We start from the raw sequence: 15,929 nt of genomic DNA, 5'->3' as shown, positions 1-15,929 counted from the left end.
GGCCGGTCGCGGCGTAGACCTGTTGTGACCAGCGCGCTTCCCCAGGACCCGTCCCGTTCCGCCGGCCCGGCCATCGTCTGGTTCCGTCAGGACTTGCGGCTTGCGGACAACCCGGCCCTCGCCGAGGCGGTCGCCAGCGGGCGGGCGATCATCCCCCTCTACATTCTGGATGAAACGCCGGACGCACGGCCGCTCGGCGGCGCGAGCCTGTGGTGGCTGGACAAGTCGCTGACCGTCCTGGGCGACGCAATCGCGGCGCGCGGGGGAAAGCTGGTCCTGCGCCGCGGCGATCCGGCCCACCAGCTGCGCGAGATGATCGCCGCGACCGGCGCGTCGGCAGTCTACTGGAACCGCCTCTACGACAAGCACGCGGTCGCCCGTGACAGCGGCATCAAGTCGGATCTGACCGCCGACGGTATCGAGGTCGTTTCCTGCAACGGATCGCTCCTGAACGAGCCCTGGACCGTCAGGAATGGCTCTGGCGAGGCGTACCGCGTCTTCACCCCCTACTGGCGCGCGGCGCGGGCGATGGTCGACGACGTTCCAGCGCTTCCCGCGCCCGTGCGCCTGGCCCCGCCGCGGATCTGGCCCGAAAGCGATGCGCTCGCGGACTGGTCCCTGCATCCGACGACGCCGGACTGGTCGACCGGGTTCTCGGACTGGACGCCAGGTGAAGCCGGCGCTGCGACGGCCCTCGACCGGTTCCTGACCGGCGCGATCAGCGGCTATGGCGACAATCGCAATCTGCCGGGCGTCGAGGGCACCTCGCGCCTGTCCCCGCACCTGCACTTCGGCGAGATCGGTCCGCGTCAGATCTGGCGCGCGGTTCACGCCGCGACCGTGAAGGGCGCCGCCCCCGATAGCGAAGCGGACAAGTTCCTCTCCGAGATCGGCTGGCGCGAGTTCAATCACCACATCCTGTTCCACTGGCCCGACCTGCCGCGCGAAAATTTCAAGCCGGCGTTCGACCAGTTCACCTGGCGGGAGGACGAGCCGGGCTTCCGGGCCTGGTCGCGTGGCCAGACGGGCTATCCGATCGTCGACGCCGGCATGCGCGAGCTGTGGACCACCGGCTTCATGCACAACCGCGTGCGGATGATCGTCGCTTCCTTCCTGATCAAGGACCTGATGATCGACTGGCGGCGCGGCGAAGCCTGGTTCTGGGACACCCTGCTCGACGCCGACATCGCCCAGAACGCCGCCAACTGGCAGTGGGTGGCCGGCTCCGGCGCGGACGCCTCGCCCTACTTCCGCATCTTCAATCCGGTCACTCAGGGCCAGAAGTTCGACCCGAAGGGCCTCTACGTTCGCCGCTGGGTTCCGGAGCTGGCCAGACTGCCTGAAGACGTGATCCACGCGCCATGGACGGCGTCGCCGCTGGACCTGCGTAAGGCCGGCGTGGCCCTCGGCCAGACGTACCCCGCGCCGATCGTCGACCACGCAAAGGCCCGTGACCGGGCCCTCGCCGCCTACGCCGCCGTCAGGAACGCCGCATGAAGATCGCCGTCATTGGATCCGGAGTGGCCGGCCTCGGCGCCGCCTGGGCGCTGGAAGGCCTGCACGAGGTCGTCCTCTACGAGGCCGCCGACCGTCTGGGCGGCCACGCGAACACGGTGACGATCGACTACGACGGCGCTCGCATCGACGTCGATACCGGCTTCATCGTCTACAACGAGGAGAACTACCCCAACCTGCGTGGGCTGCTGAGTGCGCTCGACGTCGAGACTCGCCTGACCGACATGAGCTTCGCCTGCGCCGGCGGCGGCGTGGAGTGGTCATCCAACTTCCCGCGCGGCGTCTTCGCCCAGAAGCGCAATCTCGTGCGGCCCGATTTCCTGGGCATGCTCAATGACATACGGCGGTTTTACGCCGTTGCGCGCGCCGATCTGCTGCGCGGTGAATTCGACGACCTGACCCTCGGCGCCTGGCTCAAGCTGCGCCGGTTCGGCGGCGGCTTCCGTGATCGCTTCCTGCTGCCGATGGGCGCGGCGATCTGGTCGACCACCGAGGGCGGCATCGGCGAATTCCCGGCCGAGAGCTTCCTGCGATTCCTGCAGAACCACGGCCTCCTGCAGTTCAAGCCGCCGCAGTGGCGCACCGTGATCGGCGGCAGCCGAACCTATGTCGGGAAGATCGGCGCCGCGCTCGGCGACAGCGTCAGGCTCAACACCGCCGTCACGCGGGTGACGCGGACGGAGGCCGGGGTCATCGTTCGCGACAGCCGGGGCCAGGACGAGCGCTTCGACCAGGTGATCCTCGCCTGTCACGCTCCGGAAGCGATGGCGATGCTCGCCGACGCCGATCCCGAGGAACGCGCCCTGCTGTCCGCGATCCGCTATGCGCCGAACCGCGCCTGGCTGCATCGTGACCCGAGACTGATGCCCCGCCGTGAACAGGCCTGGGGCAGCTGGAACTACGTGACCGATTCCGACGGAAAAACAGACCCCTACGTCACATACTGGATGAACAATCTGCAGGGGATCGACGCCGCCCGGCCGCTGTTCGTCAGCCTCAATGGTCCGACGCCGGATCCGGCGCTGACCTTCGGCGCGTTCGACTATGAACACCCGCAGTTCGACACCGCCGCCCTCGCCGCCCAGCGCCGCTTCGGGCGTATCCAGGGCCGTGGCGGCGTCTGGTATGCCGGCGCCTGGCTGGGCTACGGCTTCCACGAGGACGGCGTCACCTCCGGCGTCAAGGCGGCCCTGGCCCTCGGCGGCAAGATCCCGTGGACGTTCGTCGACCACCGCGTCGCCGACGTCGCCGCGACGTCCGCGCCGCTCGCTACGGCCGCATGACCGCCGCCCTTTATGTCGGCGAGACCACCCACCATCGCCTGGGGGCGGTGAAGCACAGGTTCCGCTACAGCCTGTTTCAGGTGCTGGTCGATCCAGACCGGCTGGATCAGGACCTGCGGGGCCTGAAGCTGCTCCGGCGCGGCCGGGTCGGGCTGTTCTCGCTCGATGACCGGGACCACGGCTGGCGCGACGGCCGCCCGTTGCGCGGCTGGGTCGAGACCCGCCTGGCGGAAGCCGGCGTCGCCGCGACGGCCTGCCGCATCCGCCTGCTGACCTTTCCCCGCGTGCTGGGCTTCGTCTTCAATCCGGTCTCGCTGGTCTATGTCGAGGACGCTGCCGGAAACCTCGAGGCGGTGATCTACGAGGTCAACAGCACCTTCGGGCAGACCCACGCCTATGTCGCGCCCGCCAACGGGCGCGGTCGCCAACGGCAGGTCGCAGACAAGCGCCTGTTCGTTTCCCCCTTCTACGGAGTCGACGGCAGCTACCGCTTCGACGTCACGCCGCCCGACGACCGCCTCGACCTGTCGATCGTCAAGACCAGCGGCGGTCGGCCGGACTTCACCGCCACTCTGGCGCTCAGGCGGCGCCCGTTGAACGATCTCGCCTTGCTGGGCGTTTTCCTTGCGATGCCGCTGATGACGCTGAAGGTCGTCGCCGCGATCCACTGGGAGGCCTTGCGCCTGTTTCTCAAGGGCGTTGCGCTCGCGCCGCGCCCCCCTTCGCCCGACGTTGGCGTCAGCCGGGCGACCCTCACCTCTCGCGCCACGGGAAAAAACGATGTTACTCTCTGTGGGAAGGAAAGGAGCGCCGATGTCGTTCACGGACCTGACGCCGGTTGCGAACGGACAGCCGATGGACTTGCCCGCCTTGAAACGGGCGCCCGCCGTCCTGCGGACGGCCATTCGCATCTGCGCTGACAACTGGCGGTACGGGACCGTGACCTGGGTTCTGCCCGACGGTCAGGAATTCCCCTGTCGAGGTCCCGAGCCCGGCCCGGACGCCCGCCTGGTCGTGCGGGACTACCGCTTCATCCGGCGCTGCCTGGCGGCCGGTTCGATCGGCTTTGCCGAGGGCTACATGGCCGGCGAATGGGAGACGCCCGACCTGACGGCCCTGCTCTCGGCCTTCGCGCTGAACTTCGACCGGCTTCAGGCGCTGGTCGACGGCAATCCGGTCATGCGGGCGGTGAACCTGATCACCCACGCCCTGCGCCGCAACGACCGTCGCGGGTCGAAGAAGAACATCCACGCCCACTACGACCTGGGAAACCACTTCTACGCCCGCTGGCTCGACTCCAGCATGACCTACAGCGCGGCGGTCTATGAGCAGCAGGGCGAGCCGCTGGCGCTGGCCCAGAAGCACAAGTACGCCGCGCTCGCCCGCTCGATGGGCCTGCAGACCGGCCAGACCGTCCTGGAGATCGGTTGCGGCTGGGGCGGCTTCGCCGAGTTCGCCGCCGCTGAAGTCGGCGCCCGGGTGACCGGCATCACGATCTCGCGCGAGCAGTACGACTTCGCCCGCAAGCGACTGTTCGACCAGGGCCTGGCCGAGAAGGCCGACATCCAGCTCATCGACTATCGCGATGTCGGGGGGCGCTACGACCGGGTCGCCTCGATCGAGATGTTCGAAGCCGTCGGCGAGGCGTACTGGCCGACCTATTTCCGCAAGATCCACGACGTGCTGTCGCCGGGCGGACGCGCCGGCCTGCAGATCATCACCATTCGCGACGAGCTGTTCGACGGCTATCGCCGGCACGCCGACTTCATCCAGAAGTACATCTTTCCGGGCGGCATGCTGCCCAGCGAGACCCGTCTGCGGCAGGAAACCGATCGCGCCGGCCTGACCTGGGAGGGCGCGCCGCGGTACGGCCAGCACTACGCCGACACCTTGGCCGAATGGACGAGGCGGTTCGACGCGGCGTGGGACGATATCCGCGGCCTCGGCTTCGACGAACGCTTCCGCAAGATGTGGCGCTACTACCTGAGCTACTGCGAGGCGGGTTTCCGCACCGAGCGGACCAACGTGATCCAGCTGGGACTCTCGCGGACCTGACCCATCCTGCGGGGCGGCTTTCAGATATTCTGGGGTTGCGATTGGCTCGCGGCGCATGATGTAGGCTTGCATCAAGGTCGCCCTGCGGCCGCTGGAACGTCGCCCATGTCTGCTGCCGCAAGCGTCCTGGACCTGATCGGAAACACCCCGCTGATCCGGCTCAAGGCCGCCAGCGAGGCGACCGGCTGCGAGATTCTCGGCAAGGCCGAATTCCTCAATCCCGGCCAGTCGGTCAAGGATCGCGCCGCGCTCGGGATCATCCGCGACGCGGAGGCCAAAGGCCTCCTGCGTCCCGGCGGCCGTATCGTCGAGGGCACGGCGGGCAATACCGGCATCGGCCTCGCCATGGTCGCGAGCGCGCTCGGCTATCGGACGACGATCGTCATCCCCCGCACCCAGAGCCAGGAAAAGAAGGACGCCATTCGCCTCGCCGGCGCCGAACTGGTCGAGGTGGACGCGGTCCCCTACTCCAACCCCGACAACTACGTCCGCTATTCCGGCCGTTTGGCCGAGGAACTGGCCGCGAGCGATCCCAACGGCGCCATCTGGGCCAACCAGTTCGACAACGTCGCCAACCGCCAGGCGCATGAGCGCACCACCGGTCCGGAAATCTGGGCGCAGACCGACGGCAAGGTCGACGGCTTCATCTGCGCGGTCGGTTCGGGCGGCACCCTGGCCGGAGTCGCGGCGGCCCTGCGGGCGAAGAAGCCTGAGGTCGCTATCGGTCTGGCCGACCCTGGCGGCGCGGCCCTCTACAGCTACTACACGACCGGCGAGCTGAAGGCCGAGGGCACTTCGATCACCGAGGGAATCGGCCAGGGCCGCATCACCGCCAATCTCGAGGGTCTGGTCGTCGACCACGCCTACCGGATCGATGACGAGGAGATGCTGCGGATCGTGTTCGATCTGGCCGCGCACGAAGGCCTGGTTCTCGGCGGCTCCTCGGGCGTCAATATCGCCGGCGCCATGCGGCTCGCGCGCACGCTCGGCCCGGGCCACACCATCGTGACCATTTTGTGCGACTACGGATCGCGGTATCAAAGCAAACTGTTCAATCCGGCGTTCCTCAGCGAACGCGGCCTGCCGGTCCCTGACTGGCTTTAGGGACCTGATGCCGATGACTGATCCGCTCGTCTCCACCGCCTGGCTCGCCGAGCACCTCCAGGCTCCCGACGTCCGGATCATCGACGCCAGCTGGTACTTCCCGCAGGAGGAGCGCGACGCGAAGGCGGAGTACGCCCTGGCCCATATTCCGGGTGCGGTGTTCTTCGACATTGACGATATCGCCGACGAAACCTCCGGCCTGCCGCACATGCTGCCCAGCGGGGTGAAGTTCGCGTCGCGCGTCCGCAAGCTGGGCCTCGGCGACGGCTCGCGCATGGTGGTCTACGACCAGCTGGGCCTGCGTTCGGCGGCGCGGGTCTGGTGGACCTTCCGCGCCATGGGCCACCTCGACGTGGTCGTGCTCGACGGCGGCCTGCCCAAGTGGATCGCCGAAGGGCGTCCGGTGTCGGACATGCCCGCGCCGCCGCGCGAGCGTCACTTCACGCCACGCTACAGCGGCGATCTGGTCCGCGACCTGAACCAGGTGACCAGGGCGCTGGAGACCGGCCGGGAGCAGGTGGTCGACGCCCGTCCGGCAGGCCGGTTCACAGGCGAGGCCCCCGAGCCCCGCGCCGGGCTGCGCGGCGGTCACATGCCCGGCGCCCGCAACGTGCCCGCAAGCGAGCTGATCGCCCCGGATGGAACGATGAAGTCAGCGGCGCAGCTTGCTGATATATTTGAGAAAGCGGGCGTCGACATCAACAAGCCGATCATCACCAGCTGCGGCTCCGGGATCACCGCCGCCATCCTCGCACTCGGCCTGGCTCGCCTCGGCAAGGAGCGGGCGGCGGTCTATGACGGATCATGGACCGAATGGGGCGGTCGCGACGATACGGCCGTGGTGACGGGGCCGGCGTGACGGTGAGGTAGCGGCAAACTACCGCAACGGCGGCGAATACAGCAGGCCCGCCGGCCGCGCGTTCCACAAGGCGTTCTGCCCCCGCTCCAGCTTCAGCGCCGAGTCCTTGCCGAGGCTGCGGTCGAACATCTCATTGTAGGCGCCGACCGCGGTGATCGCCCGGTAGGCCCAGGCGTCGTCCAGGCCGAGCATGGCGCCATAGCCGGTGTCGACGCCCAGCAGCCGCCGCACCTCCGGTCGGGTCGACTCCTTCCGGAGCTTCTCCGCCGTGTCTGCCGTCACGCCCAGTTCCTCGGCGAGGATCAGGGCGTTCAGCGTCCAGCGCACCACATCGGTCCAGCCGGGATCGCCCTGACGGACGGCCGGCCCCAGCGGCTCCTTGGAAATCACGTCCGACAGCAACACATGGGCGCCCTGGTCGGCCATGGTCGCGCGGGCCGACGCCAGACCGGAAATGTCGGCCGACAGCACGTCGCAGATCCCGCGCTCATAGTCCTGCCGCGCCCGCTCCAGCGTCGGCGCCAGCACCGGCTGCCAGTTGATGTCGCGCACCTTGAACCAGTCGCGCAGGTTCAGTTCACTGGTCGAGCCTGACTGGACGCAGACCTTGGCCCCTGAGAGTTCCGACGCGCTCTGCAGATCGAGGTCCCTGGGGGCCAGGAACCCCTGACCGTCGTAGTAGGCGACGCCGGCGAAATCGACGCTCTCGCCCACATCCCGACTGAAGGTCCAGCTGGTGTTGCGCGAGAGCAGATCGACCCGGCCTGCCTTGAGCGCGGAGAACCGCTCCTCGTTGGTCAGCGGCACGAAGGCCACCCTGTCGGGATCACCGAGCACGGCGGCCGCCAGCGCCCGGCAGAAGTCGACATCGAACCCGCGCCATTGGCCGGACGAGTCGGCGAGCGAGAACCCCGCGAGCCCCGGATAGACGCCGCACCGAAGCGCGCCGCGCGCCTTGACCGCCGCCAGGGTCCGGCTCGCGGTCGCCGCCGCACCGGCCCCGTCGACGACCGGAATCGGGTCCGGCGCGCTCGTCACCGGCGCCTTTCGCTCACACGCCGCCGCCGAGAGGGCGAGCAGCAGGGCGAGCGCGAGTCGTTTCACGGCGGGTTTCCTTGATCGGCGACGCCAAGCCGCCCTATGGGAGAAGGACAATCGCTCTGACGCGCCAAGGCTGGCAACCCGCATGGACGAAGAAACCCGCCTGATCCACGCCGGCCACACCGACGGGCTGCAGGCCAGGACGGTCAGCCCGCCGGTCCAGCGCGGCTCCACCGTCCTGCTGCCCAACGCCAGGGCCCTGTATGACGGCACGCTCGGCTACGGCCGCGCGGGCCTGTCGGCGCAATTCGCCCTGATGGACGCGCTCGCCGAACTCGAGGCCGCGGAGGACGTTCAGCTCTATCCCTCCGGCCTCGCTGCGATGACCGCCGCCATCCTGGCGGTGCTCAAGGCCGGCGATCATGTCCTGGTGGTCGACACCGTCTACCGGCCGGTGCGCTACTTCTGTGACCGGGTGCTGCGGCGGTTCGGCGTGTCGGTCGACTATTACGACGCGCGACTGGGCTCCGACGGCGTGCTGGCGCTGGCCACGCCCGCCACCCGGCTGATCGTGCTCGAATCGCCGGGCTCCCTCAGCTTCGAGATTCAGGACGTAGCCGCTATCGCGGCGCTGGCGCGGACGCGGGGCGTCCTGACCCTGCTGGACAACACCTGGGGCGCCGGACGGCTCTACAAGCCGCTGGCCCATGGCGTCGACATCAGCGTCCAGGCCCTGACCAAATATGTCTGCGGTCATTCCGATGTCTTCATGGGGTCGGTGGCGACCTCAGATGCGGGCCTGGCCGCGCTGATGAAGGCCTCGATCCAGGATCACGGCTGGTCCGTGGCGCCCGAGGACGCCTACCAGGCCCTGCGCGGCCTGCGGACCCTGGCCACACGCCTCGACCGCCACGGCGAGAGCGGCCTGACGGTCGCCGCCTGGCTGGCCGACCAGCCGCAGGTGCTGCAGGTGCTGCACCCGGCCCTGCCCGGCGCACCGGGTCACGACCTCTGGCGCCGCGACTACAGCGGCGCGTGCGGCCTGTTCGGCGTCGTGCTGCAACCGGGCTCGCCGGAGCGCGTCGAGGCCTTCCTCGACGCCCTGAAGGTCTTCGGCCTCGGCTTCTCCTGGGGCGGCTTCGAGAGCCTGGCGATCAGCTGCGACCCGCAGCTCAATTGCCGCAAGGTCCCGATCGACTACGGCGGCCCGCTGATCCGGCTGCATGTCGGCCTCGAGGCCCCCGCCGACCTGACCACGGACCTGCGAACCGGCCTGGATGCTTACGGGACCTAGCGGCTTGCCGCGCCGAAGCCCGACGGGCGAAGGCTGGCGACCCCAGCAGGACTCGAACCTGCAACCCCCTGCTTAGAAGGCAGGTGCTCTATCCGGTTGAGCTATGGGGTCTTCAACGGCGGTTTGGCGTGGTTCGAGACGCTCGCTTGCGGCTCGCTCCTCACCATGACGAACAGTAGTGCAATCCGCCCCTCGTCGTCATCCTGAGGAGCGGACCGTCAGGTCCGCGTCTCGAAGGACGCACCGGCTCTAGTGCGTCCAGGACTGTCGGCGGTTGGTCGCGAAGTTGTCGGCGTAGGCCTTGAGGATCTTCTTCGGTTCCTTCGGCTCGAACAGCTGGAAGGCGATGCCGTGCCGCTGGGCGTAGGCGACGGCCTCCTCGCGGGTCTCGAAGGTCAGCCGCACCTGGCCGTTCATGTCGGTGGACTGGGTCCAGCCGGTCAGCGGATCGGTGCGACGGGCGGAGGCCGGCGCGAACTCGAGCAGCCAGTCCTTCGTTTTGGCCCGGCCAGACTGCATGGCGGTCTTGGCGGGGCGATAGATGCGCGCGAGCATGCCGGGCCTCGTGTTGGTCGTCTGTTCCGTGGTCGGGGCGAGAGGATTCGAACCTCCGACCCTCTGGTCCCAAACCAGATGCGCTACCAGGCTGCGCCACACCCCGCGATCACGAAGGCCTTGCTCTACAAAGCTTCGCCCCCGGGAGCAAACGTATTGCGCAGAAGGCTCGCGGTTCCCCGACGATACCCGTCGAAAGGAGGTTTTCGGACCCGGACGGATGCTCTAGGCCGGTAGCCGGGATCAGCCTTCGCCAGGCGTCGCCACGAGCGCCGGCGATCGGGAAACGCACATGACCGAACCAGCCATCGCCGCCGGCGTCGACGCCATTGATCCGGCCTGGATGACCGCAACGCTGCGCGCGTCCGGCGCCCTGCCGACGGGCGAGGTCGTTGCGCTCGACGTGAAGCCGGTCGGCAACGGCCTGGTCGGCGACAGCTTTCGTCTGGCGATCACCTATGATGGCGCTCCGGCCTCCGCGCCGGCCAGCGTGGTCGGCAAGTTCGCTGCGGCCGATCCGGCCAGCCGGGCGACGGGCGCGGCCTTCAACCTCTATGGCCGCGAGGTCGGCTTCTACCGGGAGTTGGCCGCGAGCGTCGGGATCATCACGCCCAAGACGCATTTCGCCCGGATCGACCCGGAGACCGCCGCCTTCACCCTGATCTTCGAGGACTTCGGCCCGGCGCGCGCCGGCGACCAGCTGACCGGCTGCTCGATCGCCGACGCCCGGACCGCAATGCTCGAGGCGGCGGCCCTGCACGCGCCGCGCTGGAATGACCCGTCGCTGAAGGACATCGCCTGGCTGACGTCCGGCGTCGACATGTACCCGGCGATCATCGCCGCCCTGCCCGGGATCATCACCGCCTTCCGCGAGCGCTACGACGGCATCCTCGAGGACGACCATATGGCGCTGGTCACGCGCCTGCCGGAGATCATGGGCCAGTTCCAGGGCGCCTCTGAGGGGCCTTTCACGATCCAGCACGGCGACTTCCGCCTCGACAACATCCTGTTTGATATCCAGGGCGGCGCTCGCCGCATGGGCACGCTGGACTGGCAGACCCTCGCGATCGGCCACGGCATGACCGACGTGACCTACTTCCTCAGCGCCGGCGTCTCGCCCGAGGTGCGCCGCGCCAATGAGCGTGAGCTGGTCGGCGCCTATCATGACGAACTGCGCCGCCTGGGCGTCAGTGACTACAGCGCCGACCTGTGCTGGGCCGACTACCGCCGGATGGCGGTGCACGGCGTCTTCATGGGCGTCTTCTCGGCGATCGCCGTGGAACGGACCGAGCGCGGCGACGCGCTGTTCCTGACCATGACGCGCGGCGCCTGCGCCCAGGCGCTGGACCACGACACCTTCGATCTCTGGACTGTTTGAGAGGCTCCGCCATGCAGGTCACCGCCGCTGTCGCCCGCGCTCCGGGCGCTGATTTCACGCTCGAGACGGTCGAGCTCGACGAACCGCGCGCCGACGAGATCCTCGTGCGGATCGCCGCCGTCGGCGTCTGCCACACCGATCTGGTCGCCCGCGAGGGCGCCATGCCCTTCTCGATGCCCGCCGTGCTCGGCCATGAGGGCGCCGGCGTCGTCGAGCGGGTCGGGTCGGCCGTGACCAAGGTCGCCGCCGGCGACCGGGTGGCCCTGACGTTCCGCTCCTGCGGCCAGTGCGACCGCTGCAAGAGCGGTGACCCGGCCTACTGCTATGCGATGCCGGCGCTGAACTACATCGGCATGCGCCCGGACGGGACCAAGGCGCTGAAGCAGGGCGAGGACGCCGTTTCGTCGAACTTCTTCGGCCAGTCCTCGTTCGCCACCTACGCCCTGGCCTACGAGCGCAATGTGATCCGGCTGCCGGACGACATCCCGTTCGAGATCGCCGCGCCGTTCGGTTGCGGGGTCCAGACCGGCGCGGGCGGCGTGATGCTGGCCCTCGCCTGCCCCGCCGGCTCGACGCTGCTGATCACCGGCGGCGGCGCGGTCGGCCTCTCGGCCGTCATGGGTGCGGCGATCCAGGGCTGCGGCGCGATCATCGTGGTTGAGCCGCACGCGGCGCGGCGCGCCCTGGCCACGGAACTGGGCGCCACCCACGTGATTGATCCGGCCGCCAGCCCCGACCTCGCCGCCGCGGTGCGGGCGATCCTGCCGCAGGGCGTGGACTACGCCTTCGACACCACTGGCCGGCCCGACACCCTGACCGCCATCATGGGCGCCCTGGCCCCCAAGGGCGTGCTGGGCATCGTCGGCATTCCGCCGGCGGGCACGCCGATGCCGGGCGATCTGGGCTCGGTCCTGACCTTCGGCCAGACGGTGCGCGGGATCATCGAGGGGGACAGTGATCCGGACGTCTACCTGCCGGAACTGATCGCGCACTGGCGCGCCGGCCGGCTGCCGGTCGACAGGCTGGTCCAGACCTTCCCGTTCGACCAGATCAACGCCGCCATCGCCGCGCAGCACCACGGCGACTGCGTGAAGGTCGTGCTGACCCTGCCCTAGGGCTTCGGCTTCGCGCCCGGCGCCGGCTGGTCGGCGCGACGGTGGACCGGCTTGAAGATGCCGCTCGCCCGCATGACGTCGCGCGTCCCGACGCGAATGCGGCCTTCGACGAAGATCAGGTCCTTCGTCTGACGGGTGACGACCGCGTCGCCGAACACCCAGTCGCCGGCCCGCGCCATGGACAGGAAGTCGAGGGACAGGTGCACCGTCACCGACGCCGTGCCGGCCTCACGGCCCACGGCGTTGGCCAGCACCCCGTCCATGAACGTCGACAGCATCCCGCCATGGACGATGCCCAGGCTGTTGCAGTGGCGCTTGAGCACGAAGAAGGCGTGTTCAAGCGTCTCGGGCGTCGAGCGGTGGAAAAAGGGGCCATTGTGGGTGGTGTAGGGGCCGCGGGCGCTGGGCTTGAAGCCTTCCGGCGGGGCCGGGATCAACTCGTCGGTCACTGGCCGAACATCCGGTGATGGACCCTGTCGCCGATCGTGATGCCGAGCTCCGCCGCCCGGCCGCCGGCTATTTCCAGTACGCCCAGCGCCGCGCCTTCCGACGGCAGCGGGGTCTCGTTGAACGGCTCGGCCATGGCCGCGATCGACAGGATCCGTCCATTGACGCCGATGTAGATGATGTCGAGCGGGATGTAGGTGTTGCGCATCCAGAAGGCCCGCTGGGCCGGTTTGGTCCAGATGAACAGCATGCCGGCGTCCGGCGCGAGACTCGTGCGGAACATCAGGCCGCGCTCACGCTCGGCGTCGTCGTCGGCGATCTCGACCTTGAAGGTGAACGGTCCCCGTGCGGTGTCGACCGTCACCGTCTCGAGGGCCGCCGCGGGCGCCCCGGCCGGTGCAGCCACCGCCGGCGCGGGCGTTTCCGCGCGGCAGGCCCCGGCCGACAACGGCGCGAGCATCGCCAGGGTCAGGACGGCGGTCCGACCGGCATTCCGCATCAGCGATACCAACGGGTTACTCCAGGTGCGTCGGGCGTCAGGACGCCGCGATTTCGGCCACGACAAGACCCTTGGGCCCCTCCGCGAAACGCACCATCACGCCTTCGCCGGGCTGCAGGTCATCCAGACCGCTGCGACGCAGGGTCTCGATGTGGACGAAGATATCGCCCGGCTCGGCGTCACGCACCACGAAACCGTAGCCCTTGGTGCGGTTAAACCATTTGACCGTACAATGTTCGAGCGGTCCGTCGCCCTGTGGCGGCGCCGCCCGCCGGGGCGCATCGCGGTGCCCGCCGAAGCCACCGCCGCGATCGAACCGGTCGCGGTCACGGCCGAAGCCTCCGGACTCCCGGTCCAGTCGTCGCGGCCGCTCGCCCACCGGGGATGCGGCCGTCTCGTCGAGATCGACGATGTCGGAAACCTGCCACCCCTTGGTGCGTCGCACCACGTCACAGGTGATTACGGAGCCTTCCATCGCCGACTCGCGACCGGCGTTGCGCAGCGAAGTGATGTGCAGGAGCACATCCTTCAGACCGGTCTGGCCAGGATCGTCGGGAACGATGAACCCGTACCCCTTCCCGGCATCAAACCATTTCACGCGGCCATTGATCCGCACGGATTCCTCGTGCGGCTCCTGGGCCTCGAAATCGTAACCAGACATTCCGCCCCTCTGCCCCGCCCTAAGTGCCTTCTGGACGGGATCGCAAGTATAACACTGTTCTCGCGAAGGGAGAGCCGTCAATGCTGGAATTCGCGCAGACGATGACTCGGGCCGAAGCCGCGACAATTAGTCGCATTTGTCTGGGAAAAGTCGCTCGCGGCGGTGGTACGCCCTAGGGGAGTCGAACCCCTCTTACCAGATTGAAAATCTGGGGTCCTAACCGATAGACGAAGGGCGCCCGGTCGCGAGGAAGCGGCTGTATATTCGCGACTCTCCGCAGGCGCAAGCCCCCAGCGGGACAGAAGTTCGCCGGTGGGTTCAGAGAACCATCCGGGGGTCGGCGGCATCCTCGATTTCCAGCTCGACGCTCTCGCGGCCCTGCCAGTCATCAGGCTTCAGACGGCCGACGAAGTGCATGGATCCGCCACCCGCCATGATGCGGGCGCCCATCTCCGTCTCGCCGGCGCGCCAGGCCACCGCCTTCAGCCGCCCGCCCGACGCATCCATCAGGGTGCACCGGACATGACCGCCCTTGAGCATCATCGGACGTTCGATCCGGGCGTCGGCGACGGCGAAGGTCGGCTCGGGATTTCCGGGCCCGAACGGGGCCAGCCGCTGGAAGTCTCCGTACAGGCCGCGCGTCGCGCCGCTTGGGCTGACCAGGGCGTCGATCTCGATGGCGTCCTGGCCGGCCGCCTCGACCATTTCGTCCGCCAGCCGCTCGCACAGGAAGGCGCGCAGATCGGGGATCGCGGACGGGCGGATCGTCAGCCCGGCGGCCATGGCGTGCCCGCCCCCGGCCAGCAGCAGGCCCTCGTCGAACGCCGCCTGCACCGCGCGCCCTAGATTCACGCCCGGCTGCGACCGTCCGGAGCCCTTGCCGGTGTCCGACGGCCGGTCGATGCCGATGACCACCACCGGCTTGCGATAGCGCTCGCGCAGCCGGGCCGCGGCGATCCCGACCACGCCCGGATGCCAGCCGTCTCCGGCGACGACGATGGCCGGCGCGTCCGGGTCGAAGTTGCTGTCGCGCTCGATCGCCAGCACGGCTTCGTCGATCACGCCCTTTTCGACATCCTTGCGGCTGGCGTTCAGCGCATCGAGCTGTTCGGCCAGATCTCGCGCCTCCTGCGGATCATCTGTCGACAGGAGACGGGCGCCGAGGTCGGACCGGCCGATCCGTCCGCCGGCGTTGATCCGCGGCCCGAGGATGAAGCCCGCGTGGAAGGTGGTGGCCGGCCCCTGCCCCTTGGCGACGTCCAGCAAGGCCTTCAGGCCTGGGTTGGCCCAGGCCGACATGGTGCGCAGGCCCTGGGCGGCGATCGCGCGGTTGAACCCGGTCAGGCTGGTGACGTCGCAGACCGCGCCCATGGCGGCCAGATCGAGCCACTGGCGGATGTCGGGCTCCGGGCGGTCCTGAAACAGGCCCCTGCGGCGCGCCTCGCGGTTCAGGGCCGCCAGCAGCACGAACGTGACCCCGGCGGCGGCCAGATGCCCCTGCCCCGAGGTGTCGTCAGGCCGGTTCGGATTGACCAGCGCTGCCGCGGGGGGCTGCTCGCCGCGCATCAGGTGATGGTCGATGACCACGATATCGAGGCCGATGTCGCGCGCGGCGATCAGCGCATCATGCGCCGCCGCGCCGCAGTCGACGGTGACCACCAGATCGGCGCCCTGCTCCTGCAGATGGCGGAAGGCGGCCGGGCTGGGGCCATAGCCCTCGATGATCCGGTCGGGAACATAGATCGCCAGCTCCCGGCCCATCGCCCGGAACCAGCGCACCAGCTGGGCGGCGCTCGAGGCCCCGTCGACGTCGTAGTCGGCGAACACGGCCGTCGGCCGACCGCTCACGACGGCGTCCACCAGGATGCTGGCCGCCAGATCCATGTCGGCGAAGGTCGAGGGATCGGGGAACTGCGCCTTCAGCGTCGGCGTCAGGTAGTTGGCCGCGCCCTCGGCGCCGATGCCGCGCGCCGCCAGAGCGCGCGCGAGAGGCTCGCTGAGGTCATGTCGCAGCTGGTGATCACGCACCAGGGCGGCGTCGGCGGGGCGCCAGCGCCAGGCCCGTCCGGACAGCGAGCGGCGCACACCGAGGAACCCTGCCTCAGGCGCGCCGTCCGCCATGG

The 15,929-nt window shown here is 69.1% G+C and carries 15 protein-coding genes and 3 tRNA genes; 9 read left to right on the top strand and 9 right to left on the bottom strand.

Annotation, left to right across the window (positions count from 1 at the left end; translation table 11 throughout):
• Positions 1 to 24: 24 nt before the first annotated feature.
• The 6 genes from AC3WJT_RS13190 (at position 25) to sseA (ending at position 6,816) form a co-directional block, all read left to right on the top strand.
• Positions 25 to 1,497, top strand: a complete 1,473-nt coding sequence (locus AC3WJT_RS13190) for a cryptochrome/photolyase family protein (protein ID WP_492343583.1) — start codon at positions 25 to 27, stop codon at positions 1,495 to 1,497.
• Positions 1,494 to 2,798, top strand: a complete 1,305-nt coding sequence (locus AC3WJT_RS13185; RefSeq protein ID WP_492343582.1) for an NAD(P)/FAD-dependent oxidoreductase — start codon at positions 1,494 to 1,496, stop codon at positions 2,796 to 2,798. The genes AC3WJT_RS13190 and AC3WJT_RS13185 overlap by 4 nt, the downstream gene beginning before the upstream one ends.
• Positions 2,795 to 3,718, top strand: coding sequence for a DUF1365 domain-containing protein (locus AC3WJT_RS13180; protein WP_492343581.1), 924 nt, complete (start codon positions 2,795 to 2,797; stop codon positions 3,716 to 3,718). The genes AC3WJT_RS13185 and AC3WJT_RS13180 overlap by 4 nt, the downstream gene beginning before the upstream one ends.
• Complete coding sequence (locus AC3WJT_RS13175; RefSeq protein WP_492343580.1) at positions 3,654 to 4,853, top strand: class I SAM-dependent methyltransferase; 1,200 nt, start codon at positions 3,654 to 3,656, stop codon at positions 4,851 to 4,853. Before AC3WJT_RS13180 ends, AC3WJT_RS13175 begins: the two co-directional genes overlap by 65 nt.
• A 105-nt stretch (positions 4,854 to 4,958) precedes the next feature.
• Positions 4,959 to 5,957 (top strand): cysteine synthase A, encoded by a 999-nt coding sequence (locus tag AC3WJT_RS13170; protein ID WP_492343579.1) that lies wholly within the window; start codon positions 4,959 to 4,961, stop codon positions 5,955 to 5,957.
• A gap of 7 nt (positions 5,958 to 5,964) precedes the next feature.
• The gene (gene sseA, locus AC3WJT_RS13165) at positions 5,965 to 6,816 is read left to right on the top strand and encodes a 3-mercaptopyruvate sulfurtransferase (RefSeq protein ID WP_492343578.1); all 852 of its coding nucleotides are present in this window, start codon (positions 5,965 to 5,967) and stop codon (positions 6,814 to 6,816) included.
• Between the two features lie 18 nt (positions 6,817 to 6,834).
• Here sseA and AC3WJT_RS13160 read toward each other — a convergent pair whose 3' ends face one another.
• Positions 6,835 to 7,920 carry an amino acid ABC transporter substrate-binding protein gene (locus AC3WJT_RS13160; protein WP_492343577.1) on the bottom strand — a complete coding sequence of 362 codons (1,086 nt, stop codon included), beginning with the start codon at positions 7,918 to 7,920 and terminating at the stop codon, positions 6,835 to 6,837.
• A gap of 82 nt (positions 7,921 to 8,002) precedes the next feature.
• Between AC3WJT_RS13160 and metC the strand changes: the two genes are divergently transcribed.
• A complete protein-coding gene (gene metC, locus AC3WJT_RS13155; protein ID WP_492343576.1) occupies positions 8,003 to 9,151 on the top strand; it encodes a cystathionine beta-lyase in 1,149 nt (382 codons plus the stop codon).
• A gap of 34 nt (positions 9,152 to 9,185) precedes the next feature.
• Here the strand turns inward: metC and AC3WJT_RS13150 are convergent.
• The 3 genes from AC3WJT_RS13150 to AC3WJT_RS13140 all read right to left on the bottom strand — a co-directional run bounded on the left by AC3WJT_RS13150 (position 9,186) and on the right by AC3WJT_RS13140 (position 9,812).
• A tRNA-Arg gene (locus AC3WJT_RS13150) sits at positions 9,186 to 9,262 on the bottom strand.
• A gap of 138 nt (positions 9,263 to 9,400) precedes the next feature.
• Positions 9,401 to 9,706: an ETC complex I subunit gene (locus tag AC3WJT_RS13145; RefSeq protein WP_492343575.1), complete on the bottom strand. Its 306-nt coding sequence runs from the start codon at positions 9,704 to 9,706 to the stop codon at positions 9,401 to 9,403.
• Between the two features lie 29 nt (positions 9,707 to 9,735).
• Positions 9,736 to 9,812 (bottom strand) — tRNA-Pro (locus tag AC3WJT_RS13140).
• 186 nt (positions 9,813 to 9,998) lie between these two features.
• Here AC3WJT_RS13140 and AC3WJT_RS13135 point away from each other — a divergent pair.
• Positions 9,999 to 11,084, top strand: a complete 1,086-nt coding sequence (locus AC3WJT_RS13135; protein ID WP_492343574.1) for a phosphotransferase — start codon at positions 9,999 to 10,001, stop codon at positions 11,082 to 11,084.
• A gap of 11 nt (positions 11,085 to 11,095) precedes the next feature.
• The gene (locus AC3WJT_RS13130; RefSeq protein WP_492343573.1) at positions 11,096 to 12,199 is read left to right on the top strand and encodes an NAD(P)-dependent alcohol dehydrogenase; all 1,104 of its coding nucleotides are present in this window, start codon (positions 11,096 to 11,098) and stop codon (positions 12,197 to 12,199) included.
• On the opposite strand, the gene AC3WJT_RS13125 is transcribed toward AC3WJT_RS13130, so the two are convergent.
• From AC3WJT_RS13125 to recJ, 5 genes are all read right to left on the bottom strand, one after another.
• On the bottom strand, positions 12,196 to 12,648 hold the full coding sequence (locus tag AC3WJT_RS13125; RefSeq protein ID WP_492343572.1) for a PaaI family thioesterase: 453 nt from the start codon (positions 12,646 to 12,648) through the stop codon (positions 12,196 to 12,198). The genes AC3WJT_RS13130 and AC3WJT_RS13125 overlap by 4 nt on opposite strands.
• On the bottom strand, positions 12,645 to 13,145 hold the full coding sequence (locus AC3WJT_RS13120; protein WP_492343571.1) for a DUF192 domain-containing protein: 501 nt from the start codon (positions 13,143 to 13,145) through the stop codon (positions 12,645 to 12,647). The genes AC3WJT_RS13125 and AC3WJT_RS13120 overlap by 4 nt, the downstream gene beginning before the upstream one ends.
• Positions 13,146 to 13,182: 37 nt before the next feature.
• On the bottom strand, positions 13,183 to 13,806 hold the full coding sequence (locus AC3WJT_RS13115; protein ID WP_492343570.1) for a cold-shock protein: 624 nt from the start codon (positions 13,804 to 13,806) through the stop codon (positions 13,183 to 13,185).
• A 163-nt stretch (positions 13,807 to 13,969) separates the two neighbouring features.
• Positions 13,970 to 14,044, bottom strand: a tRNA-Glu gene (locus AC3WJT_RS13110).
• Between the two features lie 80 nt (positions 14,045 to 14,124).
• Positions 14,125 to 15,927: a single-stranded-DNA-specific exonuclease RecJ gene (recJ, locus tag AC3WJT_RS13105; protein ID WP_492343569.1), complete on the bottom strand. Its 1,803-nt coding sequence runs from the start codon at positions 15,925 to 15,927 to the stop codon at positions 14,125 to 14,127.
• Positions 15,928 to 15,929 lie beyond the last annotated feature (2 nt).

Source organism: Caulobacter sp. FW305-C-30-S16 (assembly GCF_058783025.1).
This window is presented reverse-complemented; position numbering and strand designations above follow the sequence as displayed.